The organism is Lysinibacillus sp. NPDC093692 (genome assembly GCF_050280125.1).
GTDB lineage: Bacteria > Bacillota > Bacilli > Bacillales_A > Planococcaceae > Lysinibacillus.
Map to the genome: position 1 here is coordinate 1 of NZ_JBNNUW010000033.1, position 25,532 is coordinate 25,532.

28 protein-coding genes and 1 pseudogene are annotated in these 25,532 nt (G+C 35.0%); 25 read left to right on the plus strand and 4 right to left on the minus strand.

Going from position 1 to position 25,532, the window contains the following annotated elements; genetic code table 11:
- Positions 1-365 precede the first annotated feature (365 nt).
- The 17 genes from ACQKN4_RS23065 (at position 366) to ACQKN4_RS23145 (ending at position 15,211) form a co-directional block, all read left to right on the plus strand.
- Positions 366-575 (plus strand): hypothetical protein, encoded by a 210-nt coding sequence (locus tag ACQKN4_RS23065; protein WP_427484920.1) that lies wholly within the window; start codon positions 366-368, stop codon positions 573-575.
- Positions 576-2,515: 1,940 nt separating this feature from the next.
- Positions 2,516-3,433: a hypothetical protein gene (locus ACQKN4_RS23070; protein ID WP_079561791.1), complete on the plus strand. Its 918-nt coding sequence runs from the start codon at positions 2,516-2,518 to the stop codon at positions 3,431-3,433.
- A gap of 444 nt (positions 3,434-3,877) precedes the next feature.
- Positions 3,878-4,291 carry a hypothetical protein gene (locus ACQKN4_RS23075; RefSeq protein WP_079561790.1) on the plus strand — a complete coding sequence of 138 codons (414 nt, stop codon included), beginning with the start codon at positions 3,878-3,880 and terminating at the stop codon, positions 4,289-4,291.
- Between the two features lie 30 nt (positions 4,292-4,321).
- A complete protein-coding gene (locus ACQKN4_RS23080) occupies positions 4,322-5,188 on the plus strand; it encodes an SU10 major capsid protein (protein WP_079561789.1) in 867 nt (288 codons plus the stop codon).
- A 289-nt stretch (positions 5,189-5,477) separates the two neighbouring features.
- Complete coding sequence (locus tag ACQKN4_RS23085; RefSeq protein ID WP_079561787.1) at positions 5,478-5,663, plus strand: DUF5659 domain-containing protein; 186 nt, start codon at positions 5,478-5,480, stop codon at positions 5,661-5,663.
- Between the two features lie 61 nt (positions 5,664-5,724).
- Positions 5,725-6,714: a hypothetical protein gene (locus ACQKN4_RS23090; RefSeq protein ID WP_427484921.1), complete on the plus strand. Its 990-nt coding sequence runs from the start codon at positions 5,725-5,727 to the stop codon at positions 6,712-6,714.
- Positions 6,715-6,732: 18 nt separating this feature from the next.
- The gene (locus ACQKN4_RS23095) at positions 6,733-7,122 is read left to right on the plus strand and encodes a hypothetical protein (RefSeq protein ID WP_079561785.1); all 390 of its coding nucleotides are present in this window, start codon (positions 6,733-6,735) and stop codon (positions 7,120-7,122) included.
- A 3-nt stretch (positions 7,123-7,125) separates the two neighbouring features.
- A complete protein-coding gene (locus tag ACQKN4_RS23100; protein WP_079561784.1) occupies positions 7,126-8,715 on the plus strand; it encodes a terminase large subunit domain-containing protein in 1,590 nt (529 codons plus the stop codon).
- Between the two features lie 145 nt (positions 8,716-8,860).
- Complete coding sequence (locus ACQKN4_RS23105; RefSeq protein ID WP_079561783.1) at positions 8,861-10,204, plus strand: phage portal protein; 1,344 nt, start codon at positions 8,861-8,863, stop codon at positions 10,202-10,204.
- Between the two features lie 180 nt (positions 10,205-10,384).
- Positions 10,385-10,792 carry a phage holin family protein gene (locus ACQKN4_RS23110; protein WP_079561782.1) on the plus strand — a complete coding sequence of 136 codons (408 nt, stop codon included), beginning with the start codon at positions 10,385-10,387 and terminating at the stop codon, positions 10,790-10,792.
- Between the two features lie 229 nt (positions 10,793-11,021).
- Positions 11,022-11,354: a hypothetical protein gene (locus tag ACQKN4_RS23115; protein ID WP_079561781.1), complete on the plus strand. Its 333-nt coding sequence runs from the start codon at positions 11,022-11,024 to the stop codon at positions 11,352-11,354.
- A gap of 11 nt (positions 11,355-11,365) precedes the next feature.
- Entirely contained in the window at positions 11,366-11,974 is a 609-nt protein-coding gene (locus ACQKN4_RS23120) for a hypothetical protein (RefSeq protein ID WP_427484922.1), read from the plus strand.
- A 172-nt stretch (positions 11,975-12,146) separates the two neighbouring features.
- Positions 12,147-12,356, plus strand: coding sequence for a hypothetical protein (locus ACQKN4_RS23125; RefSeq protein WP_079561779.1), 210 nt, complete (start codon positions 12,147-12,149; stop codon positions 12,354-12,356).
- A 921-nt stretch (positions 12,357-13,277) separates the two neighbouring features.
- On the plus strand, positions 13,278-13,475 hold the full coding sequence (locus ACQKN4_RS23130) for a hypothetical protein (protein WP_139376969.1): 198 nt from the start codon (positions 13,278-13,280) through the stop codon (positions 13,473-13,475).
- Between the two features lie 438 nt (positions 13,476-13,913).
- A complete protein-coding gene (locus ACQKN4_RS23135) occupies positions 13,914-14,078 on the plus strand; it encodes a hypothetical protein (protein WP_427484923.1) in 165 nt (54 codons plus the stop codon).
- Positions 14,079-14,104: 26 nt separating this feature from the next.
- On the plus strand, positions 14,105-14,347 hold the full coding sequence (locus ACQKN4_RS23140) for a hypothetical protein (RefSeq protein WP_427484924.1): 243 nt from the start codon (positions 14,105-14,107) through the stop codon (positions 14,345-14,347).
- A 519-nt stretch (positions 14,348-14,866) separates the two neighbouring features.
- The gene (locus ACQKN4_RS23145; RefSeq protein ID WP_427484925.1) at positions 14,867-15,211 is read left to right on the plus strand and encodes a hypothetical protein; all 345 of its coding nucleotides are present in this window, start codon (positions 14,867-14,869) and stop codon (positions 15,209-15,211) included.
- 56 nt (positions 15,212-15,267) lie between these two features.
- Here the strand turns inward: ACQKN4_RS23145 and ACQKN4_RS23150 are convergent.
- Both ACQKN4_RS23150 and ACQKN4_RS23155 read right to left on the minus strand, forming a co-directional pair.
- Positions 15,268-15,752: pseudogene (locus ACQKN4_RS23150) on the minus strand (IS3 family transposase); the annotation flags it as partial.
- A gap of 14 nt (positions 15,753-15,766) precedes the next feature.
- The gene (locus tag ACQKN4_RS23155) at positions 15,767-15,949 is read right to left on the minus strand and encodes a helix-turn-helix domain-containing protein (protein WP_427484926.1); all 183 of its coding nucleotides are present in this window, start codon (positions 15,947-15,949) and stop codon (positions 15,767-15,769) included.
- A gap of 683 nt (positions 15,950-16,632) precedes the next feature.
- Between ACQKN4_RS23155 and ACQKN4_RS23160 the strand changes: the two genes are divergently transcribed.
- Together ACQKN4_RS23160 and ACQKN4_RS23165 are read left to right on the plus strand one after the other, a co-directional pair.
- Positions 16,633-16,980 carry a DUF4064 domain-containing protein gene (locus tag ACQKN4_RS23160; RefSeq protein ID WP_079561774.1) on the plus strand — a complete coding sequence of 116 codons (348 nt, stop codon included), beginning with the start codon at positions 16,633-16,635 and terminating at the stop codon, positions 16,978-16,980.
- 14 nt (positions 16,981-16,994) lie between these two features.
- On the plus strand, positions 16,995-17,441 hold the full coding sequence (locus ACQKN4_RS23165) for a hypothetical protein (RefSeq protein WP_079561773.1): 447 nt from the start codon (positions 16,995-16,997) through the stop codon (positions 17,439-17,441).
- A gap of 246 nt (positions 17,442-17,687) precedes the next feature.
- Here ACQKN4_RS23165 and ACQKN4_RS23170 read toward each other — a convergent pair whose 3' ends face one another.
- The gene (locus tag ACQKN4_RS23170) at positions 17,688-18,110 is read right to left on the minus strand and encodes a DUF3139 domain-containing protein (protein WP_079561772.1); all 423 of its coding nucleotides are present in this window, start codon (positions 18,108-18,110) and stop codon (positions 17,688-17,690) included.
- Positions 18,111-18,424: 314 nt separating this feature from the next.
- Here ACQKN4_RS23170 and ACQKN4_RS23175 point away from each other — a divergent pair, with 314 nt between their 5' ends.
- The 4 genes from ACQKN4_RS23175 to ACQKN4_RS23190 all read left to right on the plus strand — a co-directional run bounded on the left by ACQKN4_RS23175 (position 18,425) and on the right by ACQKN4_RS23190 (position 21,879).
- The gene (locus tag ACQKN4_RS23175; RefSeq protein ID WP_197141056.1) at positions 18,425-18,805 is read left to right on the plus strand and encodes a PH domain-containing protein; all 381 of its coding nucleotides are present in this window, start codon (positions 18,425-18,427) and stop codon (positions 18,803-18,805) included.
- A 228-nt stretch (positions 18,806-19,033) separates the two neighbouring features.
- A complete protein-coding gene (locus ACQKN4_RS23180; RefSeq protein WP_427484927.1) occupies positions 19,034-19,225 on the plus strand; it encodes a hypothetical protein in 192 nt (63 codons plus the stop codon).
- Between the two features lie 364 nt (positions 19,226-19,589).
- A complete protein-coding gene (locus ACQKN4_RS23185) occupies positions 19,590-21,161 on the plus strand; it encodes a DUF342 domain-containing protein (RefSeq protein ID WP_427484928.1) in 1,572 nt (523 codons plus the stop codon).
- Positions 21,154-21,879 (plus strand): glycerophosphodiester phosphodiesterase, encoded by a 726-nt coding sequence (locus ACQKN4_RS23190; protein ID WP_427484929.1) that lies wholly within the window; start codon positions 21,154-21,156, stop codon positions 21,877-21,879. Before ACQKN4_RS23185 ends, ACQKN4_RS23190 begins: the two co-directional genes overlap by 8 nt.
- A 132-nt stretch (positions 21,880-22,011) precedes the next feature.
- Here the strand turns inward: ACQKN4_RS23190 and ACQKN4_RS23195 are convergent, their stop codons facing one another.
- Positions 22,012-22,248: a DUF2627 domain-containing protein gene (locus ACQKN4_RS23195; RefSeq protein WP_079561768.1), complete on the minus strand. Its 237-nt coding sequence runs from the start codon at positions 22,246-22,248 to the stop codon at positions 22,012-22,014.
- Positions 22,249-22,894: 646 nt separating this feature from the next.
- Here ACQKN4_RS23195 and ACQKN4_RS23200 point away from each other — a divergent pair.
- Together ACQKN4_RS23200 and lpdA are read left to right on the plus strand one after the other, a co-directional pair.
- Positions 22,895-23,989: a Leu/Phe/Val dehydrogenase gene (locus ACQKN4_RS23200; RefSeq protein WP_079561767.1), complete on the plus strand. Its 1,095-nt coding sequence runs from the start codon at positions 22,895-22,897 to the stop codon at positions 23,987-23,989.
- A gap of 108 nt (positions 23,990-24,097) precedes the next feature.
- Entirely contained in the window at positions 24,098-25,525 is a 1,428-nt protein-coding gene (lpdA, locus tag ACQKN4_RS23205; protein WP_427484930.1) for a dihydrolipoyl dehydrogenase, read from the plus strand.
- Positions 25,526-25,532: the final 7 nt, after the last annotated feature.

Below are 25,532 nucleotides of genomic sequence, written 5' to 3' on the forward strand. Positions count from 1 at the left end.
GCGAGCTAGTCACGGTATATCAAGGTTTGTAGCGATTGGCTTACCGGAGAATGACCGGTAAATCTAAATTAGATAACGTTTATTTAGCGAAAATTATAACGCCTTTTTAGACAGTTTACGCCGACTGTTTGAGGGGGCGTATTTTTTATGTCTATATGTCCGTTTTTAATCGAAGTTGACCATTATATGTTGGATTGCTGTATGTTTCGTTGTGACGCTATACATCTTTCTCCAAAATATCTCCAAAAACCATGAAAAGTTATGAACAGACTTTAACGCTATTCAGAAATTACACAGTGCGAGATTTCATAATTAAGGATGCAGGGAAGGTAAAATCATCTTATATTCAACAATACATCAAATACTTGAGAGAGCGTGGAAAGGACACTGCTTCTTCTTCTGACAAGGTATTAAACAATAACTATCCTAAACGTAGGGAAGATTATCAAAAACCAGATACTACCATAGCCAATTGTTCAAAGAATATGAAAGTATTTTACTTTTTGAAAGCTGAACGAGAAATAACGGTTAATCCGATTGACACAATAGAACAGATTAAACCAAAGCGTAAGTAGAAACAACTGCTTCCCCCTGAGGAAACTAAATTAATACTAGGTGCTTTCAATCTTACAAAATATTATGAGTACAGGACTTGGATTCTACGGGGCTTAAGGCTAATGAGTGTTGTTCCTTAATGACCGAGGATATAGATTTAAAAATAATTCTATTCTTGTCAAAAATGCCAAGAATGGACATCAATGTTATGTATTTTGGGGCATAAAACGGTAGGTAATTTAAGACGTTGATGCAACTAGACAGATTTCAGATTCGCCATTTTTATTTCCAACAAGCTATAGTAGGTGTGAATATTTTGAAGATCAATAAGAAGGGAAGGTTTAAGTGTGGGTTTATCTGTTCATCCACGTTTAATACGAAATAACTTATTACATCATTGAAGGAAAGGTGAAATTTGTAAGATTGAGTAAAATTTTAGGTCATAGAAGTGTGGAAACGACAATAAAGCTTGTCTAGATTTTACTGAAAATGAGATAGATAGAAAATAACAATTTCAGTCTACAAAATAATTTAGACTTTTAGGGGACGGAACAAGAGGAGGAAAAAAAGGAGAAGATAAGAATGATAGACTACAAAGATTTTTTTCAGTACCGCAGAATTTTGAAGGGTTCAATGATTTGCAACAGCGCAGGGGAATGTTGACACTAATTGTATCTAAAGGTGGTCAGAAAAGGGTCTTAAATGATGTGAAAAGCTTGGAGCAGTCAAGATTGATGTAGATGAAGAACAGAAAAAAAGTGTTTAGAAAACTCGACTAAGCGAGTATAAACAGGCATTAGGCTTAGTGAGTTCTCCTTTTGTCCTAGTGGCGAAGTGAGAAATTGCGTAGGAAAAAGCTGTTAGTGCGCGAACACTAACGACTTTTAACTGAATATGACTACCGCAAAGCAATAGCATACACACCTATGTAACGCTATTGTACAGCCTATTCGAAAAAAATCAACGTCTAGGCTAAATAAGTGTGCTTATTTTCCGTAGTCGAACGTGGAAGCCTAGTACATATGCTCAAACTAAAACTTGACAGGTTTGTACGATAGCCGATGTAATAATTATCGTTATTACGCTATGTAAGCGTGCCTTGTCTCGCTTTGAATGCCATCGTTAAAGATCAGGAGCGAATTTTGAGTGGCTACGGCAACGAAGAACATATCATATACTATAAAGTTAGAATTCCTGGCCAATAAAGGGATAAGTATTTATAAGCGTACGGCTTACAGCAACTACTGGGGGCAGAAGTATAAGGATGCTAGGAAAGAGGTTCATGGAACTATGAGGTCTTGTTCCTTTAAGTCTATTTATAGATTTATTGAGATCAAGGCAGCACTTTTTCGACGAGATGTTGATACACACTCAGCTTCATGTTAGGGTGGGCGTAAATAATATTAATATAAATATGTAAATACAGTTATATAAATATTGTGCTAATTTTGTACAGTGTTTAGACCCTATCCTATATAAAATGTGCCAATTCGGAACATTTTTTAGATAAGTGGGTCTAAAATATACGCTTAGTTGGAACACATTCTGACAAGTTTAAAGAAAAAAACTATTTAAAGAAATAAATAGTGATAAAGAAAAAACTATGGACGGGCTTGCGCCTTAGTTTACTTTCATGGATATATTTATTATTTGAACACATTAGTAGAACTGTGTTCTATGTTATAGATTTCCAAACAATGTACTGCATGACCGCAAAGACGATTCAGTCAGACGGATATAGCTGTTATTTCAGTGATTTAATAACTAGGATAAGTACCCTGGAAGTAGTGCAAGCACCTATTTTTGTAGGGGTCTTTTTATGCGTGAAAAGTATTGCTAATATTTTTTGTAATAATATATTTCGATAATTATTTTCGGAAAAAGCATTGGTAAATAATAAAACAATATATAATGAAGACTAGAGAACTGTGATTTATGAAAAATAAAAGGAGCATATTTAATGGATTTTAAACAAAAAATAGATCAACACAAATTAGGCAAATATGACTTAACAACAGAGTTGATAACCATGGGCGCAAAGGTTGAATATGAGTTGTCCTTTCATTTAGTGACAAAGCATATGTACAGTTACATGGAGCCGAAACGAAAAGCAAAGGCAGAAGTTGCAGAGGATTATATAGCAATCTATATCAATTCGCTACAACAACGATACGCAAAGTATGTATACAAAAAGTATCTGTCAAATATTGAGAGATCGCATGATGACATGAAAGCTGCGGACTATATTTATTACTATTTGTCACAGATTGGCGAGTATTATTACGTTGATGATTTTGATAAGATACCTGATAAAGTGTTGAAGCAAGTAGAGCATGAAGAATTTGATGAGTGCTTTAATGACATATTACGGGTATTGCCATATGTCAAAAAAGAAAAAGCAGAGAAGATTGCTGAGACAGTTGAGCCTTTAAAAAAGGTGCTAAATGAAATTATCCAAAAGGTCGATACAATGAAAACTGACAAAGAGATTGTAAAGTATATCAATCATGGTATTAACAAAAAAATCTATCGTGAGATTGCCAAAGCAACAGGTACTAGAGAGTTTAACATTGATGGAGAGCGTTATTTTATCAATCAAAATGATATGAAGTTACTCAAAAATCAAACAAATTTTCGTAGGATATTTAAGTTTGATTTCTTAAATTTGTCGGAAAGACAAAAGGAATTTACAAATGAGTTGCTAGATCACTTGCAACGAGCTTTGGATAGCAAGCAGACAAATGTATTTACATTTAATCAAAATGGGGAAATTATCGATTTCAACAAACGCAACTTTGCTAGATTGATGATGCTGGAAGAAAGCAACTTCAAAAAAAGATTAAAGCGTGTGCAAGACAAGTATGACTCTTGGAGATGACCTGAATTCAAAAGTCACACTTTTTGCGTACAAACTGTTCATAGTGAGAGGATAATTTTCCTCTTAAATTTGTTGAGGTTACAATAGAGCCTTGGCATAATTTTAATATTATAATCAAAAAAATGGTAACTATTGAACGTAATCAGGGCCATTGTTTGAGGGCTACTAATTGTAGTCCTTTTTTTGTTAGCCATTATTCAAATCTTTAACTGAGCATGTTCATAACATCTATTGAGTGAATGACAGCTTGGAACACCACCTGTAAAGTCTAGTGAGCGTCAATGAGTCATTCCTGATATTTATGAGTGGCTTACTCAGAACGCTCTATATGACGTTCTATGGACTTATATGGAGTGATGGACAATTAAGCCATGAGTAGTTGCTTATTGGCTTTTTTTAGTTTGTGTAAATATGGAAAATACCAAATCAGAAGGAGAATTATTAATGGGGAATTTACAAACAGCAGAAGCAATTGAAATGAATTCTATTGAGGTTACTGAGGGAGTTGACGTAACTGAACAGGGACAAAGTGTAAATCCGTTGGAACATGAAAAACAAGAGCTACAAAAAGAAACCGAGCGTTTGGAACAAGAAAAAATTGAATTAGAAAATTTAAGATTACAGTTACAGCTTGAAGAACGAGGGTTTGGCTTTGCAAAGGAATTTGTAGAGAAGTTTAGTCTTACTAAAACACCAATAGAAAAAGTTGATGCTCTAGCAGAGTTAATAAATGAAGTAAAACTTGATATGGGCTTTAAGCCTAAAGAAGTTGCTAAGCAAGATGATTATACAGCTCATAAGCAAAATGGTGACGCTAAAGGCATGATTGCTAGTAAGTTCGAAAAAATATTTAAGTAAAACAAATTAACAGGAAGAAGGAATTTTATAATGTTTACATCACAATCATTTACAGAATCAGAACGCATTTCATTAGCAAATGAGATTGCAGTAATTGGGGTTCAAGCAACGCCATTTACATCATTACTTATGGCGAAAGGCAATATTGAAAAAGCACTTAGCACTGTGTATACTTGGCGAGAAAACTCACTATCTAATGATGAAGATATTTCAGCAGTTGAAGGAGCAGACACAACAGTATTCTATGAATCTGCTAGGGCAGAGCTAAGTAATATCCTTGAGATTTTCAAGAAGGGTGTTCAGGTATCAGGTACAGCAGAAGCTATGCAATCAACTCAGTTCTCAGGGGAAGTAGCTGACCGATTACTAGAGTTAAAAGTTAACATGGAAAAGAAATTTATCAATGGTCTTAGAGCGGATGGTTCAAAAACACCGTTCAAACGCCAATTATCAGGTCTAATTGAAATGGCTGATGCTTCTAATGCTGTAACAGCTCCGATTGATGAAATTGCAATTAAGCAAGTTATGCGTAATCTTTGGAATCAGGATTTAGCAGAAGGTCAAGTATATGCCTTTGTCAATGCTGATATTAAAGAAAAAATTGACGCTATATATAAGGATAACTACTCATACAACCATGTGACAACATCATTTGGCTTACTAGTAGATGAAATCAACACTAATTATGGTTCAGTAAAATTTGTGTTATCAAAACATGTTCCTGCTGATAAAGTTGTGTTCTTCAATGATGCTTATGTTGATTTAGCATATTTGCGAGAGCCACACTTTGAACCACTTGCAAAAACAGGTGATTCAGTGAAAGGTCAAGTAATTGCAGAAGCAACTTTAAAGGTTGGTTCAAAGAAAGCAGTTGCAGTATTAACACAGGGTAAATAATCCCTTAGACACTCTCAGAAATGGGAGTGTCTTTTTCAATTCATTTCATGAAAATTTTTAACTAGAAGAAAGGAAGTAAGTAAGACCATGACACAAATAGAGTTGTTCTTAATGCGTAGACAGAAGCAAATTAGACTAACTGATATTGCTAGGCACATTGGTTGTTCGATAGCTTTGCTCTCAAAATATGAGAATAACAAAGTAGCTATGGAAGCAAATAAAGTACAGAAATACAAAGAATTTATTCTGAAAAACTAAGTGTTCAAATGGACAGATAGGGGTATATAACATGACAAACTTAACTGAAAAAGACTTCTTCTTTTGCTTTACAAAGAAACTATCAATCTATTTGAAAGAAGAAGGAATTTCATACATCATAAAAGCTAGAAGCATTAAGGACAATGCGATTTATACGGTCTATCACAAAACTGATGAACTACAGCGAGCGTTAGATAAATATAAGAAAATTAACTAGGTCGTTACCGAGAGGGTGACTTCTTTTTATAACAAAAATACAATCACACAGGAGTTTTTACATGATGGAATTTATAATGATTAACAATCAACTTATTTCAGATGGAAATGAGTTTCAACTAACACCGCAGGAATTATTTATCTATGCGTTGCTGTCAATAAGCAGGGACTTTAGAGAAGATATTTATATTTCGGTTTCATTGCTTCATGCCAAAGGACAAATTGAGCTTGCAAGCAACAAAAAGCGAGCAGTTAAAGTAATCAAAGATACTCTTATTTCTTTGAGAGATAAAAAGGTTATTAGATTTACTAGTATTGATGGTGAGCTTGTAGATGAGTTTAATGCTAATGATATTCTTATTGTTGAATTAGTGGAATTTGAGGATATAAGCCATACACAACTTAAATTTGATGTGTTCAATGAGCTTACAGACATCCGCCAATTGTATGTATATCTTGCTACCTATAGATGGTCTAAAAGTGAAAATGGTATATTTACTTGTTCTAAATCACGTTGGGCGATAATTTTAAATTGCTCAGAGTCAACAGCAATCCAAGCAGTAAATAAAACAATTGCGGCAGGTCTAATTCACAAAAATATTGGTGATTACAACGATACAGGGAAGCAAAATACCAACCAATACAGAACAACGCCTTTTGAAAATGATGAAATTACACATCATTCATTTAAGAAAAAGTATGTTGAAAAATTAGTTGAAGAAGAAACAGACCTAGAACATTCGACTGTAGAACAGTTAAAGGAAACAGAGCAGCGATTCAACAAATTTAAAGATGAAAATGGTGAAGATGTATTCCCTATTGAACAGGATTATGTTGCTGTTTTAGACCTGCGAAAACAAAAAAGAGAAGTAGGTTTAACTGACATTGAGAAAAGAGTCTTGAGAGCGGGGGAAAACCGCATTAAGAAACTGAAAAAACAAGACTATTTAATAGATGAGTATGGCAATGAGTTTAAAATTGTTGATAGACACATTGAAAATGCAAGACTTTACATCCAAAACAGGGATGAAATGAACTCTGAATATCACTAAAAGAGAGGATTGATATTTATGGATATTTACAAAGCACTTGAAGCTGTTCCATACAAGAAAAGGGAATACTTCAAATGGAAGTTTGACCTATATGTTAATCGAACAGAAGAACTCTCAGAAGAAGCATTGTGTCTAAAGTTAGATGTGAAAACATTGAACCACATGAAGAAGTGGGAGAAATCTTCTGAGTATTTGATGTTGACTAATTTGTATCTTGAATCACGCATGGCGAATGATTTAGAGCAAATTTATCAAGTCACAGCAGAAAGGGCCATTGAGGGGGATGAAAAGGCTATTAAGCTTTTATTAGACCTTCAAAAGCAGGTCAGAGCATTTAATAAAGAGTTTAAGCTTACTCGGGTCTACGAGCCACAAGAAAGCAATGCTTATGATGAATTGGTGATGTAGTACATGGCAACTAAATCAAATAAACTTGAAAAAGTTCTTAGTGAGTTCCCACTTTTTGCTAAGAATTTTATTTTTATTACAGACAACGAAAATCAGGTCATTAATTTTGAAATCAATGAAGCACAGCAAGAAATTGAAAATCTAATGCTAGAGAATCGCTTTGTTGTGATTGGTAAAGCAAGGCAAGCAGGTATTTCAACATTTGTGCTTGCTAGGGCATTATGGCGAGCATTAACTAAGCCTAACGAAAACATCTTGATTGTTAGTTATAAGGGTGATTCAGCAAAAGCGCTTTTTGAAAAGTTGAAGCAAATGAATGACACTGTTCCAAGAGAAAAATTCCCTAATATATTCCCAAAGGTTCGCAGGGATAACAGAAGCGAGCTTTTGTTCACTAATGGTTCAAGAATATCAAGTGTTACAGCAGGGAACAAAGATATTGGACGTGGTTCAACATATACCTATGTTCATTTATCTGAGTTTGCTTTCTATGCGTCACAGGAAACGCAACTACTCTCGGTTGAACAATCCCTTGCAAAAGGGGCTGAGAGTAAATTAACAATTGAAACAACCTCCAATGGTACAAGCAACCATTTCTACCGCCTGTATATGCAAGCCCTCAAAGGTAAGTCTAAGTATGTTCCTTATTTCATTCCTTTTTACCACAAGCTATACAAAAAGCAATTTGCCCATGACTATGATGAAGCAGAGCGTTGGTATAAAGCAACCAATGGTGGCAAGCGATTTGCTTCTGATAATTTAGAAGAAGATGAAGTAGCTCTCTATAGAGCAGGTGCAACTTTAAGGCAATTAATGTGGAGAAGATGGAAGGTTCAGGACATGGAAAACGAACAGCAGTTTATGCAAGAGTACCCCTCAAATCCCTTTGAATCCTTTATTTCTACAGGTAGAAGTGTATTTGATCAACATAAGGTTTTAACTAGGCTTTCTTATACAATTGAGCCGTTACCTAAAAATGAGATGTTGTCAGAAGTACCTGAGAGCGTTCGGAAATATATTGGTAAGGGCCTAGACCTTTTCGAATTTCCAAAACGCAATACAAAATATTATTTTGGTGTCGATACAGCGAGTGGCTCAGGTAATGATTACTCCACAATTACTGCATTTGATTCAGAAGGGCATCAAGTCATAAGTTTCTACCATAATAAAATTCCAGTCTATGAATTTGCTCAGGTCATCTATGACTTGGGGATTTTTTATAATTATGCTTTTTTGACAGTGGAACGCAATTCATATGGTTTACCTGTTATTGAACGCTTACGCAAAGAGCGTGGCTATCTAAATATGTATAAGATGAAAACCTTCGATGACCGAGGAAAGAAGAAATTGCAAATAGGCTTTATCACTTCTGAGAAAACAAAGGCGATAATGATAAGTGATATGAAAGAACAATTTGAGCTTGGGCTTATCAATATAGAATGTAAGACTACCTTACAGCAAATGCAGATGTTTGTTGAAACAAATGGTCGCTTAGGAAATAAGCGAGGGAATAGTGAATTGCACCACGATGATAGTGTTATTTCAACAGCATTGGCTATTCAAGGCATGAAGATAAATAAGTGGTATGTATAGGAGAATAGCAAAATGGAAGCATTTAAAAAGTATTGTGACAGTATTGAATCAATATATCATTGGCAAGGTTGGTACGAGAGAAAGTAGTTTTTAGCCATACTCATTCAGGGTAAGGTTTATTTTGAATAAGAAAGGGAAAAAGAAGATGAATTTAGATAGATATTTACAAGTAAAGCACAAGGGTAACCCCACTTGGTTCTTAGAGGAAATAAACTCTTATGACAACCAAGAGCGTTTGCAAGAAGTGTTTAGTAAGAAAAAGTATTTAGATGGTCAGCACAAGATACTACAGCGTGATTCATTTAAGTACAATGGTCAGTTCATTGAGCCACGCAAGATTGTGATCCAGTTGGCTAAGACTATTTTGAACTTCCAAACGCAATACCTGTTGAAGAACAGTGTCAATATCATTGGAGTAGAGAAAATGGTTGAGCAATTTTTGAAGGTAAATAAGCTAGGTCGCTTTGATGATAAGAATGTTATTATTCTAAACAAATTAATCAAGTTTGGTCAGGTAGCTGAATATCTTTTCATTAATGCTAAAGGGAGAATTGATTCAAAAATTATTGACGCGGAGGATGGAACACCTGTTTTCAACCATCATGGGGAAATGATTGCCTTTGTTGAGCATTATGTCTTTGATGGTATTGCTTATTACACAATTTATACCGATAAGTTAGTCCAAGAATGGTCAAATGAAGGTGGAGAATTAAAACTAGTTGCTCAGTATGCTAATCTAAGTGGCTTACCTGTCCTATATAAAACTGACAATGAATTTAGTGATACAGAAGGTCGCTCAGAGTTAGATGATTATATGGGGATATTGGATAACATGGAAGATGTATTATCTAAGTATGTTGATAGCATGTATAAGTTTATGAATCCTATCCCTGTTGCAGTTGGTCAGCAACTCAAAGACTCATTGCCTACTGATATTGTTGGGGGAGGCTTAAACCTTGATGATGGTTCTGACTTCAAAATGGTATCAAACCAATTAGATTCAAAGTCTTTTGAATTAGTCTACAAGACGTTACAACAGGCATTATTAGATGTAAGTTCAACGCCTGCTGTATCCATGAACAAAACTGATGTAAGCAATCTATCGGAGGTTAGTATTAAGTTGCTGTTCTCATTGGCAGATACGAAAGCAGGATTAAATGAAACATACTTGAAGCAAGGCTTTTATGAGCGTTGGGAGAAGGTCTGTGAGCTGTTGAGATACAAAGGGGTTCATATTTTAGAAGACGATTTTATGACCCTTGAATTTAACTTTCAATACAACACACCTTCTAACCACGCTGAGATTATTGACAATATGAGTAAGCAACATGCAATGGGTGCTTTAAGCACTGAAACAATCCTTGAGCAGTCGCCGTATGTGAATGATGTTACGCTTGAAATGAATCGCATACAAGATGTGAAACCATTTGAACAAATAGAACACAAGAATCTTGGTGGCTCTAGTAACCTTGCTGAAAAGGTATCATAGAGATGGATAAAATCAGAATAAAATAGGTGTCTATATTTAATAGAAATCATAAAGATTTTCGTTATGTGTAGGCATTTTTATTTTGGCGAAAATTAGTGTTTTTTCGGGTGTAGAGGGTTGGAATGATTATGTCCAATTTTTCACGCCTGTTACAACAGTTGTATTGGAGGTGAATGAACAATGGAGAAAATGAGTTTATTCACTATTCTAGCCTTAACAGGAACATCATTATCCTTCCTTATTGGTGGGTGGCATGTATCATTGACTGTCCTAGTAGTTTTTATGGTTATTGATATTGTTACAGGTGTAATTGTGTCACTTGTACAAAAGCGTCTATCCTCAAAGATTGCTTTTGTCGGATTCTTAAAGAAAGCCACTATTATGATTGTGATAGTCTTGGCGAACCTATTAGACGTCCTTACAGCGTCAGGTATTCCTGTCTTTAGAACAATGGCTATATACTTCTATATCGGAATGGAAGGCTTATCTATCACTGAAAACTTAGCTAGGATTGGTGTGCCATTGCCTAAAGGGGTAAAGGAACGTCTATTACAGTTAGCAAATGAGGAAAATCAACAAAAATATTAATGTATAATATCTTTTTTTATGTTGTATTTTCAATAGTCTATTGATGTTTTGGTGGAAACCTTGATATATCAACAATGTATAGAAAATTTATAAAAGAAGTATTTCTGCCGAACTTAAACAATTTTGTTGTATCAGTTGTTTGTGACTACTTTTAGTTTACCTAACTAAGGTTGTCGGCAGTTAAAGATGAATATTATGCAAAATAAATTAATTGGAGTGATTACTAAAAATGAATAATTTACAGCGCTTACAGTTGGAAACAAAAGGTATTGACCTTGAACAGAATGAGTTGATGGTGTATCTTGCTGAAAACGGTCTTGATGCTTATTTAGAATACAATCCACAGTCTATGACAGACAAGAAGGCAATCTATTCTACTGCTCTCAGTATGCTTGAATCAGTAGCTAACAATCCAACACTGATGAAAGCCGTTAAAATTGATGATATGACAGTCAGTGAGTTCCACGAGAACCTAATGAAGCGTATTGACCAATTAACTTTTAAGGTAAGAACCATGAGAACTGAAAATAGTAACGCAGATGTGTTCATGCTATATGTGTAGGTGGTGGCAAGATGAAATTATTTGACGCACAGACGCTCACAGACACATTCTCAGAACTTGTTCAACCTTACATGAAGAATGAGTTGACTGCTACACCAAGTACCTTAGAGGGCTTGGTGACAAATACTAGGCTGTCTACGAACAGTACATTTCACTTCCATTCCGTAAGTGAGTTTAAGCGTGGCGATTACTTTACTATTAACGGTAGTTACTACCTTGTGACAGGTGATATAGTAGCTCATAGAGGGTTCAAATATAAAGCCTTAGTGGAATTTTGCAACTATATCATTGAGCCAACTACTACAGTAAAAATCAAGGTAGGAACTGACGCTATGGGTAGACCAATCTACAAAACGGAAACAGTTGTAGACCGTTCCGAACCTGCTGTGATTTGCTATAAGGAAATGACAGTTGATGAGGATTCCATTGTAACGGCTACTAAGACACTTGTTATCAATGTGCAGGATAACGCTAAAAACCGAGAAGGCTTCCAAGTGAATAGTACAATAGTGATTCATGGGCGATCATACAAAGTGATTAATGCTGAGATTGTGAAGGTTGGACTGATAGAACTAAAGGTGCAATCAGAAGATGTGTTACTTCCATTGCTTGATGATTAGATAATGATACCCCAATCGAGTTTCTTCTACTAATACCATATCAATTTTCACACGCACATAATTCTATAACAATAGTAACTAACCAGTACTATTGTTATAGAATGAATATTAGAAAAAACTAGTTGGTGTAATACGGTTAATTTGAGTAATATGTTGTATTTTGGGGAGTTTTATGTTGAAATCTATATTTTTAATAGCTATTTTGGCACTATTGTTTATAGTTGCCGGTGGAACTGCATATCTTGTGTATTGTGCTAACGGTGGGGAAAATGATGCGAAAAATACAAATGTAGAAGAAGATAGGACAGGTCAAGATGTTCCTCCTTCTGAAAGATATGCTACTGAATACATTGTCCAGAATTTATGGAAAAGTATGATTTAAGATTAAAGGGTTGAGAAGTTCGATTTAACTTATCAAATAATCTAGATGAAGATTTCTATTTGAATGGTAATGATTAATTATGTGATTACTACAATCATGGATATACAAATGAAGGAACATTCTTTTCTGGTCAATTAACACCTGTTGATGGTGGATATTCTGATTCGTGGTATTTATATTTTGATAGAGATTCATTTGACAGCGTATATCTAGCAAGATTATATGGAAATGTTGATATGAAAAATGTGGCAAGGATTTCTAGTAATATTTATGAACGAGGACAAAGGAATATGACTGTTGTGAAAGCTTTTGAGGGTTATTAATCACTGTAACATTCTTTCTCGTTCTGTTCTTTATAGTAATAATAATATTTATATTTATATTTATATATATCCAACGTTTCAATCCCTTCCCTTTATAGGCATATATGATTGAAAAAACTACTGTGTAAGATAGCGGAAGGACTACAGTATTTTGCTGTAGTCTTTTTTTACTTTTATGAGGACTACAACATAATGTGTTCATGTCTTTTTAATTTGATGGTACTAATTACACGAATTTAATGTAAAATAGGGTTGTAATACAGGGCAATACATAGGGGTGTGTGATATGAAAAATTTGAGTAAACAAGTTTATTGTTATGGTTGTATGAGAAAAAGGAATCATGAAATTATTACTACATAATAGTGAATATTGATGGACAAAGAGAGTGGATAGATGAATTTACAGTTTACTCAGAAAAACTAAAACAAGAGGCTTACATCAAATAGAAATAAAATATTTCAAACATGCTCCTGAGATTATAATTCATTTGAATGAACAGATTGTTGAATTATAAGCATTTAATTTTGTGTACTTCTGGATTAAGAACTTTAATTAGAGGGAATTTGTTCGCAATTAAAAATTATAAAGGTTTTTTATATGATGAAGAAAGGACAAAATTATCAAATCAAGATCCTAGGTGGACGGATTTTCGGATTGTACGAGAGTGGTTACATATTATTTCCACAAGCATTAATGCCTCGGAAGGTTAAAGGATTTGGTAATAAGGCGATACATGAAATAATCGTTCCAAACGTTAAAACTATAAAAGGAATTTTTATCATTTTAGAAAAGTAATGTATGACATTTTGTGTTGGGAAATCACGAGTAACTTAATAAATAAACTTTAAAAAGAGTGGGAATACCCTCCTTTTTTTAGCAATTTCACACGTCTAACAATATAATAGAAGAAAGTAAATTTGACTACCAAAAAATTTACAAGTATTGACCGATAAATATATGAAACTTTGGTTAAATAAAGTGTTTGAAAACATTGATATTAAACATTTCAATCTTCAATTTAGACAAGTAGCGAATTCATTGCCATGATCGCTGACAAGATTCGGATTGATATGATTGCGAGCTAAGTTAGAACCACAAGGGATTACAGGACTTATTTAGAGAGAATTCATTGAATTTATACCGACGAGTTCAGATAACTAATGTAAATTAATTGAATTAAACTATGAAACACATTCATTTATGGAACATTCCTGTTCATGGATGTGTTTTTTTATGATTGATTTCGCCATTGAAATAGATCGTTTTATGCTTGATTGTTCGGTAAAAGGACTAGCTGTAAAAACAATGAATTTCTATGAACAAACATTAAAGCTATACGCAAAATGGATGTTTGATGGATTTGAAATTGATTCACCTCAGAATGTAAAGCAAATCTGAGCGTGGCAAATATGAAATGCCGATCAATGACAAAGCAAATACATTTACTTATCACAGAACAAAAGACGGTGAAGTCAAAGCGATTCATGCTTCCTAAAGTAACAAGAGAAGCTATTGAACCGTATACAATGAATTTGCACAATGATGTTTATCTGTTTGCAACACGTAAAGGTTACAGCCATATTTCAACAACTCAAGCATATAGAACCCTTCAAAAGGTTGCAGATGTACTAGGACCTGATGATATTGGAGCTCATAAAATGAAATAAACATTTGTTTACCATTACTACAAGAAGAATAAAGATGTAGCTACGCTTGAAATATTATTTAATGATTCAGTACCAAGCATTACATTAAAATATATTGGGATTAATGCAGTGCTGAAATTGATAAAATTATGGAAAATTTTTCTTGGTAATAATAGTGATAAGTTCTAGAAACAGCTTGTTTATCACTCTGAAATTATAAGTAATATTTTCAATGAGTATAATTAAACAATTTTAGTACATATTTGTTTTGTGGGTCATTTTAAATGCTGATTTAAGGTAATTATGCAGGGGTAATTAAATATCAAAAAACTGCTGTTTAAAGAAATCGATATATGACTGAACAGGTAGGCATACACAACTTGGGGAATATTAGTGAATATGTAGTTGTGGAGTTAAATTACTCTAGTGGAAATTGAGGATTATTTAGGATAGTTGTTGATGGATAAGAACAATCTCAATTGGAGAAAATATTTGTGAACTAAAAAAATGTTCAAATTTTAAGGATTGGGAGGACTAAATATGTCATCTGAAATGGAAGATATACATCGTACTGGTCGAGACATTAATGACGGAATAGTACACTTTGGTGGGCAAGCTGAGAGTGTTTTTAGTTCATTGGCTGAACAAGCTCGAGTTTCAATACAAAAGAAAGCAGACGAATTAGCTGCACAGTATCTTGAAAGTAATCCTAACCCAGACTATTATGATTGTGTTCAAATTGTAGAAGAGGGAGTCTTTACGGCTGGGAACGAAATAAAGGCTAGCAGTGGTTCTTGGGGAGATTCAGTAGATGCAGCACTTGATGCTGGTGTTGGAACTCCAGCGGCAAAAATAGCTTGTAAAAGAATATCGATGTCACATTAATTTTTGAAAAAGCATAGGCGTAGATGATCTGACCCAAAAAAGTTAGACATATTTAGTTAAGCAACTTCTACGACCTGAGTTCGGTACTCCACCGTGCTTAGGTCTTTTAATTTTGCTTCATTCGTTTGTGATTGTAATAGTGAATATAGTCCTTAAGTTCCTGTTCAACATGTGCCATGGATTCGAATTCTTGTAGATACAGGAGTTCAGAGTTTAATAAGCCAAAGAAATTTTCAATGACTGCGTTATCCAAACAATTCCCCTTACGGGACATACTTTGCGTAATCCCATATTGTTTTAATGTTCGTTGTACTTTTTCATTTGATAGCGCCAACCTTGGTCCGAATGAAGAACGACTTGGATTACCTGATTGAAGGCGCTCCAATGCTTATTCTAACATATCATGAACCAGTTTATACACCGGACGATTCATTACCGTGTATGCAATGATTTCGCCATTACATAAATCAAGGACGGGTGATAAATAACGTTTCTCACCAAATAAATGGAACTCTATCACGTCTGTTACCCATTTCTCGTTAATTCATTTTATAGTCAATAATATTGTGTATAGGACTTTAAGAAAGTCTCTACACCACTTTTTTGATAACGGCGAGCCCATTCACTGACAACTTGAACTGTCATTCCGATATCTTTCGCAACTTCAATCATGGTTTCATATCCATTTAAGTATCGTTGAACCGCTTGAATACGTTGTTCAACACTTACTTTCCCCATAAAAAACCCCAGTAAAAGTTAGATTGATGTCTAACTTTTACGGGGCAGTTCAAAAAAAAGCTTATGCTTTTTTGATATTTATTGATTTCTTTTATCTCTCATTAACAATAAAAAAGAAGAATCGATTTCTCAATCCTTTCGCTATTCTCAGAATTGAATAAAGTTATAAAATTTTTCAGCTGCTCACCGCAATCGATTTTAATTCCTAACATGTTCTTCTTGAAGCGCCCTTTAAAGGCATTTAAGAGGGTTATACAGGACATAAAAGCAGATGGTGGTTAGAGGAAAATAGAGATGGAAGGTACATTCTATAATGTTTCTAACACTCACTCAGTAGGCTTCGATGTATTTATGTACTGTTTGGCAAACAAAGATTAAGGTGTCGTAGGATTTTATCTGTACGGCACATCATTAAGTTGCTGTGCTTTTTCTGTTTTCACCTTCTCAAACAGCCCTCAGATGATTCGATAATTGATTAGGCGCATACTTCGGTTGCGTGGATTGCTCTAAGGTTAGTTCTCAGTGTCAATACATCTTGCAGATGGAGTGGGTTGCAGTTGAACATTTGGTTGTGACTATATAGTAGTACTATAGTTTGTAAAAAAAGGTACCATTATTTACATAAATATAGTAAAATTTAATGTATAGACTATAGTCTTAATTTACTGTAAGGAGTTTAGAAGATGGAAGAAACAGAATACAAGCCGATTGAAGAAAGATTTAATGAGCAGAATGATAACAAAAAACTAAATAAGCAATCAAAAGCACCATATACATTATATAGTGTTCTTGGCTTCATAGGAGCTATTATATCAATTGGCATGGGCTTCTATAAGATGTTTGTTTATGAAAGTGCTGATGAAGATAGCTATTTTAGTAGTAAAGAGAATATCAATGCTTATGTTGGCGGTGATGCTTATAACTACATTATCAACGGTACATATACAACGAGTTATTTTGTATTAGCATTAGTATGTATGGTATTTGCTTGCTCAATGTTAATTTTAAAAAGTATTAATCAGAATAAGTAGGAGTTTAGTTTTTTATGAAGAAAATTTTTGTAGGCATTATACTAATTATTACAACTATTATTATTTGCGCTTGTGGGAATAAAAGCGATGCACCTGAAAATGTGCGTGAGGATATATGGAATCATGGAATACAATTTGCTCTTTTCATGAAAGATACAATTCATGATGATTTAGATCAAAATGATTACGAAAAATTCGGTAGTGCTTTTAATAGCTATTATGAAAAGTTTGATAAAGATGCGACAGAAGAAGAACGAAAAATATTAGGCAACTTGTATGCTGCAACACTTATCTACGATATTGCTAAATTACATCGTGATACAATGGGCAATTATAATTATAATGAAGAAGATTATAATGATATATTCAAAGCTTTGGAAGAAGTATTTGGTGCTTCCAATTTGAAAGATGTAAATTATGATAAAGATAGTATGAAAAAGATTCTTTCAAAATATGATTAGGTGTGCATAGCCTAAAGTGTTTAAAAAGATAGAGTGAACTGCTCTATCTTTTTTTATTGCCATGCCAAAAGCTTACAGTCACTACACAAGACATATTGATGAAACGATGAGCTCGGCTTTTGTTACATTAATTGACCCAACCTTGAGAGCTTTTCAATACAGAAATGTACTGAGAACGCTTAGTTACTCAATAATTCCGCTTACATAATTAGGCTTTCTAGGGGGGGTCTCAACTTGGACAAATAATTATAAATCTCTATTATCTAAAGAATTTTTACATTCTTTCTCACTATATTTTGTCTCATCCTCAAATATGTCAGTAACACCATCCGCTGAAAGTACGTCTTTTTCACAAAACTGCTGAACTTGTTTTCCTTTTTTAGTTATTCCATAATAATAGGCTGTATTCGGCTCATCTTTAAAAATAACCATAAAGTGTCCGTGATAAAAGTCTTTATTTATTAAGTACTTTGGCTCAACATAATGTGATTTTTCAATTTTTTCGTCTGTATATCCCTTCTCTTCTAAATATTTGGGAACATATTTGTTAGCGATGTATTTTGTATATGGATTACCATTGCTTAGTACATAAATAAAACCTGTTGGAATAGCAATGACAATAACGGCAATTAGGATACTAATTGTAATATATATCTTTTTTTTCTTCATTTTACGTCACCCTTCTTTATTAACAATAATCATTTTTACGCACAAATCCTTGATGAGCTGTGTGATAGGCTTTGTTTTGAAAAATGATATCCCCCTATTATTTCGAGTAAAATTAAGCTACAAACAAACCATTTGATCAATTTATCCACCTAAACATCGTTTAGTGTAATTTTACACTATTTTAGTGTTTAGTCAATTAGGGGTTGCTACTTATTCGCAGTTATAAATAATATCGTTTAAGGAGTTGGGTTGAATTTATGGAAAAATATTCTCATATTCTAAATGAAGGATGGACATTTGGAGGGGGAGTAAAGATGGGGATATTTGATGGGATAATAGGAAATGCAAGTGAAGTTAATCTAGAAAAGTTAAAGGAAGAAGTTAAAGGCTTATTAACACCTAATGAAACAATTAAGAATGCTTACAAAATTATAAGAGACACGTTTATTTTTACGGATAAAAGACTTATCTTAATCGATAAACAAGGAGTGACTGGAAAGAAGACACAATACCATTCAATTCCATATAAAAGTATTCTTCATTTTTCAGTTGAAACGGCAGGGACATTTGATTTAGATGCAGAGTTGAAAATTTGGGTTTCAGGTAATGAATTACCAATACAGAAAAGCTTTAATAAATCAACTAACATATATAAAATTCAAAGTGTATTAGCGGAACATGTATTAGGAAAGTAATAAATTAAACGATCAACAATGCTGTTGATCGTTTATAACTTCTTTCAGCGTGTGCCCAAACACCCGCTGAAATAGAGGAAATCAGTCTAAGAAAGCCACGTACTGTGGCAATTTAACTGTGCGAAAGCAACAACAACAACACACGAATGAGTGATCAACATGGGGTTGGCCCAAAGCCTATTCCGGACACAATTATACCGAGGTATAATTGATTTGGGGTGATAACAGATGAAAAGCGTAAACATACAGCTTGACGAGAAAAACTCGTTAGAAATAACGCAGATAGAAGATAATTTATTTGAAGTGCGGCTTGGAATGAATGGAAGCATTAGCGTTTACTATATGACACGTGAGCAGCTCCTGAATTTCGATCAATTAGGCGCTCATTTGCGCATTGAGTCTATTCTAGGGATAGATTAGGAGCTATTATTCGATTATGTATAAATGGTTTCCGAGGGATGTTTATTTAGTATTGAAGGCCTAAGTAAGATTATGAAAATTATGACTGATATATTATCTGTTTTTTAAGTTAGTTGAAGATTTAGTAAATTTCCTGATTGTTAATAGTGAAATTTATACAATTTGGACAGTGAGATTTTGAAGACTGAATAAAATATTACTTTCGTATAGTATAAATCTCCTAATTATCATATGAAAATGAAAAAAATGGATGTGTATATTACTTATAAAGTATGTGTATGTTCTTTCTGAGTAGTGACAATTGTCTCTAAACAAATGTAAATAGATTGTATATACTTACAGTTAGAGGGAAGGAGGAGGTAGCTTGATTCTAGTTCGAAATGATAAATTCGAAATATCCGAAGAAAATGGCAAAGTATATATGCTTACTTTCAGTGCCGGTTTTCCATTAAAAGAATTTGATAGTATTTTACGAAGTCATCCCCGACTCAAATTATCAAATTTTTCAATATTAAAAAATGTCTTAGCAACCGAAAGCACAAGCCCTGTTGAAATTGGACGCTGGCTTCCTAATGTTGAAGCTGAAGTTGCAAGAGATAAAATGTCTGCCTCAATATTTATCTATGAAACACATGACTATATTCTAAAGAATAAAGAGAAATTAACGGAACAAATTTTGGAAACTATCAAAAACGAAGGAATTGCTCACGGCATATTAGATTTTGATATTTCTAACATTGAGACAGGCAAAGCATTTTTAATTGCTCAAGGTACACAACCAGTAGCAGGAACAGATGCACAAATTACATACTTACCTAAACCAGAGAGAAAGCCAGTAATTCGCGAAGATGGCAAAGCTGATTATTATGACATGAACTTTATTTCTGAAATATCCGAAGGTTCGTGGTTAGGCGAGAAAATTCCTGCGACATTAGGTAAACCAGGGGAAAATGTACTAGGTGAAATGATGGCTGCAGTACCGGGTCGTGATTTTCCTATACGATATGATAAAAAATCAGCTTATGAAGTGGAAGAGGATGGGAAAACTGTCATCCGTTCGAAAATAGCTGGTGTATTAGATGATGTTAAAGGCATGATCGGAGTTAATAGACATTTGCCAATTCATGGAGACGTTGGCGTTGAAACAGGGAATCTCGAATTTAATGGCTCTTTAAGCATTAAAGGAACAGTTACATCAGGCTATACAGTTATTGCTACTGGAGATATTTCCATCGAGGGTGCCGAAGGTGTAAGCGGTGCCAAACTGATTAAATCCCTTGAAGGCGACGTCTATATTCGCGGAGGGATTTTTGGTCTAGGTTCAACGCTTGTAGAGGCAGGCGGCAATATTTTCGTTAAGCATGTTAATGAAGCAAATCTAGTTGCAGCTGACAGCATTCATATAGGATCTTATGCATTGGGATCCCAGCTCTCTGCCCATTCTATCTTTGTGGACGAACGAAAAGGAAAAATTATTGGGGGCCGTGCAGTGGCCAAAAATACAATTGTTACGGCCATCTCAGGAAATCGTTTAGAGCGTCGAACTGATTTAATCATCGAAAGCGTCAATAAACAGGAAAGCTATTCTATTATGCAAGAGAAGGCGGGGAATCTTAAGAAACTGCAATCAGAAATCGCTGAGCACGAAGGAAAAATTAAAAGCTTACTGCCACTCCTTAACCAAATGTCTAAGGAGCAAATAGCTACATTTGAGGGTACAAAACAAATTTTAACAAAATTGAAAGCGGATGCAGTGACCATTGATCGTGAGGTTAAACTCATAATGGATGAAATGCGTCATGCTGGAAAAGAGGAGATTACTGTTACGAAGGAAGCGCATCCTGGTACCTATATTCAAATTGGCAAAAAATCATCCTTATTAAGTAAGATTAAAAAGGGTAAATTTCTTATTGAATTTGGTGAGCTAAATGCTTAGCGAATCTTTTATTCCTGTATTTGCACATCGTGGGGCATCCGCGTATGCACTTGAAAATACTTTGAAGTCTTTTGAAAAGGCATTAGAGCTAGGAGCAGATGGAATTGAATTAGATATCCAGCTTTCGAAAGAGGGCATTCCAGTAGTGTTTCATGATCCACAGCTATCAAGATTAGTAGGCATCAATAAGCTGGTGAACGAATGTACGAAAGAGGAGCTAATAAGCTTTAAACTTGGGAAGCCGTGGAGACGATTATTTTCAACGTATAAAATTCCGACGTTTGAAGTTGTTTTAGCATGGGCAAATTCTCAACAGCTTCCACTTAATATTGAATTAAAATCAACACTCCTTGATAATAAAAGCGCACTTATTCAAATGCTACATGGGCTTACTTTGCCTGTTGGCAGTCATTTTTCATCGTTTCACTATGAGCTTTTAGAGATTGTGAAACAATATAAGCCAGACTATGAAACAGCACTTATAGCAACGAAAAAATTAAAATGGGATTTGCTTCGTGATTACAATGCAATTGATAGTGTTCATATGCATAAAAGGTATTATAAACCAAGATATTTAGAGGCTTGTGTAGCGAGTGATAAAGCATGTCGTTTTTATGCAATTGATGGGAATGAAACATTTTTAACGAATCCTCATCCTTCAATAATTGGTTGGATTTCTGATTTTCCAGATAAAGTGATTAAGAGACAACAACGTTAATCACTGTCGCCTCGGCAAAATTGTAGCTGTCGCTTCGCTTTCGCACAGATAAAAAATGTAGTTGAAGATTTTGAATGAAGATAAAAATAGCTATCCAATAAGTCCGCCTTAGACTTATTAGGATAGCTATTTTTATTTTTTTTGGAAGCGCGGAGCCACTTTTCCATTTTTTCGATCGCGGTGAAGTAAAAAACCTGCGAAAAAGCCAAAGCCTATAACAAAAAGAATAATGCCAACGACAAATTGTAGCCATAAAAATGGGAAAGGTGAAATGAGCTTACCGAATAATGTATCACGCATAAATTTAATGCCACCTGCAGCCATAAGACCGGGAATAAGCATTACTATAAATGCAGCAAAACGAGCCATGCATGTCCCTCCTTATTCCTAAGTTTAATTGTACCTGTGGATATTGGAATGTCAAGAAACGTTATAAAACTACGGAACTGATGAATCCAAAAACAAGTAAGACAAAATGCGATAATTGTAACTGAATCTTTAGAAAATTCTTACTTAAACAAGAAAATGTAATAATAGTTGCTAAATTGTGAAATTGTCAGTATTGTAAAATTAAATGGAGCAATATTATCCATTGTTAAACAATTTTAAATTCTTTCAGCAGGTGTCCTAATACCTGTACCTGACGCTACGCTTTCGGTACAAAAGATATTTGCTAAAAGAATTTAAAGCCTCCGGCGGATGTCACGGAATCGGAAAGGAATTCAATATAGGATGTTAGCCTAAAATCATCGCATCCATGCGATAACGGCAAACTGACCTGCATCGGTAAAAACGCCACGTTCTGTGGCATTACCGAAATGACCGACATCGTGTCGGCCCTCGTGTTGTTGCTGTCGCTACGTTAGCACTGCGCTTTCGCACAAAAAACATCGCAGGCCTATGCACAAAGCCGATTCCGGACGCAGTTATGCCGAGGCATAATTGAAACACTAATTATACTGAATTGGAATGGGCGTTTGGGGATGCACTTTCCAAAGCAAAGGGGCGAGTTTTCATGGAAATCTTCAAGTATATGGAAAAGTATGATTATGAACAATTGGTATTTTGCCAAGATGAAGCATCAGGGTTAAAAGCGATTATCGCTATCCATGACACAACACTTGGACCAGCATTAGGTGGGGCACGTATGTGGACATATGCATCAGAAGAAAATGCGATAGAGGATGCATTGCGTTTGGCACGAGGGATGACTTATAAAAATGCTGCAGCTGGTTTAAACCTTGGCGGTGGAAAAACGGTTATTATCGGTGACCCATTTAAAGATAAAAATGAAGAAATGTTCCGTGCGTTAGGACGTTTTATCCAAGGGCTTAATGGTCGCTACATTACGGCAGAAGATGTAGGTACAACAGTGACAGATATGGATTTAATGCATGAGGAAACAAATTATGTAACGGGAATTTCCCCTGCTTTTGGTTCATCAGGAAATCCTTCACCAGTAACTGCTTACGGAGTTTATCTTGGGATGAAAGCAGCAGCAAAAGAAGCATTTGGATCTGACTCATTAGAGGGACGTACTATTTCTGTACAAGGTTTAGGAAATGTAGCCTACAAGCTTTGCGAATATTTACATAATGAAGGTGCAAAACTTGTTGTTACAGACATTAATCAAGCGGCAATTGATCGCGTTGTGAATGATTTTGATGCAACTGCTGTAGCACCGGAGGAAATCTATTCACAGGAAGTTGATATTTTCGCACCTTGTGCATTAGGGGCGATTTTAAATGATGAAACGATTCCGCAACTAAAAGCAAAGGTGATCGCAGGTTCTGCCAATAACCAATTACAAGATTCTCGACATGGTGATTATTTACATGAATTAGAGATAGTTTATGCACCTGATTATGTAATTAACGCTGGTGGAGTAATAAATGTAGCTGATGAATTATATGGATATAACCGTGAACGTGCAATGAAACGTGTCGAAGGTATTTACGATAGCCTTGAAAAAATCTTCGCGATTTCTAAACGTGATGGTATACCGACGTATGTAGCAGCTAATCGTTTAGCAGAAGAACGTATCGCTCGAGTATCAAAGTCTCGTAGCCAATTCTTAAAAAATGAAAAAAATATTTTAAACGGTCGTTAAGTACCGCTTATTCGTTGAAAGAAGTCGCATTGTCGACTTCTTCTAACTTTATCGTAAATTAATAGATTACATGAATGATTAGCATTTTTCTCACAAGGGGGAATCTATATGGCTCAAAACTATGATGTTGTCATTTTAGGCGGAGGTACAGGGGGCTATGTAGCTGCAATTCGAGCTGCGCAGTTGGGCTTAAAAACAGCTATTGTCGAACGTGAACGACTAGGTGGAACATGCTTGCATAAAGGCTGTATACCAAGTAAGGCCTTACTTCGAAGTGCAGAAGTGTATCGTATGGCAAATAAAACTGCGGCTGAATATGGTGTTGATATTGAAGGGGTGACATTGCAATTCGACAAAGTGCAAGAAAGGAAGCAAGCTATTGTTGAGCAATTGAGCCAAGGTGTGAATACACTGATGAAAAAGGGCAAAATAGACGTTTATCAGGGATTAGGGCGAATTTTAGGGCCATCTATTTTCTCACCGATGCCTGGCACTATTTCAGTTGAAATGAGTAATGGCGATGAAAATGAAATGCTAGTTCCAACAAATGTGGTGATTGCTACAGGATCAAAGCCAAGAGGAATGGCGGGACTAACGGTTGATGGTAAATATGTGATGAACTCTGATCATGCATTGGAAATGGAAGAACTGCCAAAGTCATTGTTAATTGTTGGCGGAGGAGTTATTGGAATAGAATGGGCCTCAATGCTTTGCGATTTTGGGGTTTACGTAACGGTCATTGAATATGGGCCATCCATTTTACCTGCGGAGGATGCGGATATTGTAAAAGAAGTAACAAAGCAACTTGAAAAAAGAGGCGTCCGCATTGTGACGAATGCTCGCTTAGATTCGGGATCCTTTAAAATTGAAAATGATAACGTTTTCATTTCCGCGAAAGTAAATGATAAGGATGAATTATTTGAGGCAGATAAATTATTGCTTTGTGTTGGACGTGAAGCCAATACACAAGGTATTGGTTTAGAAAATACTGAAATAGAAGTAGAAAATGGATTTATCAAAGTCAATGATTCGTATCAAACGAAGGAATCACATATGTATGCCATAGGGGATGTTATCGGTGGCTTACAATTAGCGCATGTTGCCTCACACGAAGGGGTGTGTGCTATTGAGCATATTGCAACGGGTAAAACAGAGGGACTTGATGTTCTAAATGTTCCGAAATGTGTTTATTCTTACCCTGAGGTCGCAAGTATTGGCTTAACAGAAAGGGATGCACAAGAACAAGGTTATTCGTTGAAGATTGGTAAGTTTCCATTCAAGGCGATCGGAAAAGCACTAGTTAATGGAGAGACAGATGGTTTTGTAAAAATTGTTGCTGATGAAGAAACGGATGATATTTTGGGTATTCATATGGTAGGACCACATGTGACAGATTTAATTGGAGAAGCATCACTTGCTAAATTATTGGATGCAACGCCTTGGGAAATAAGTCAGGCCATTCATCCACATCCGTCACTCAATGAGGTGCTAGCGGAAGCGGCGTTAGCAGTGGATCATCGCGCCATTCATTTTTAAGATTCGT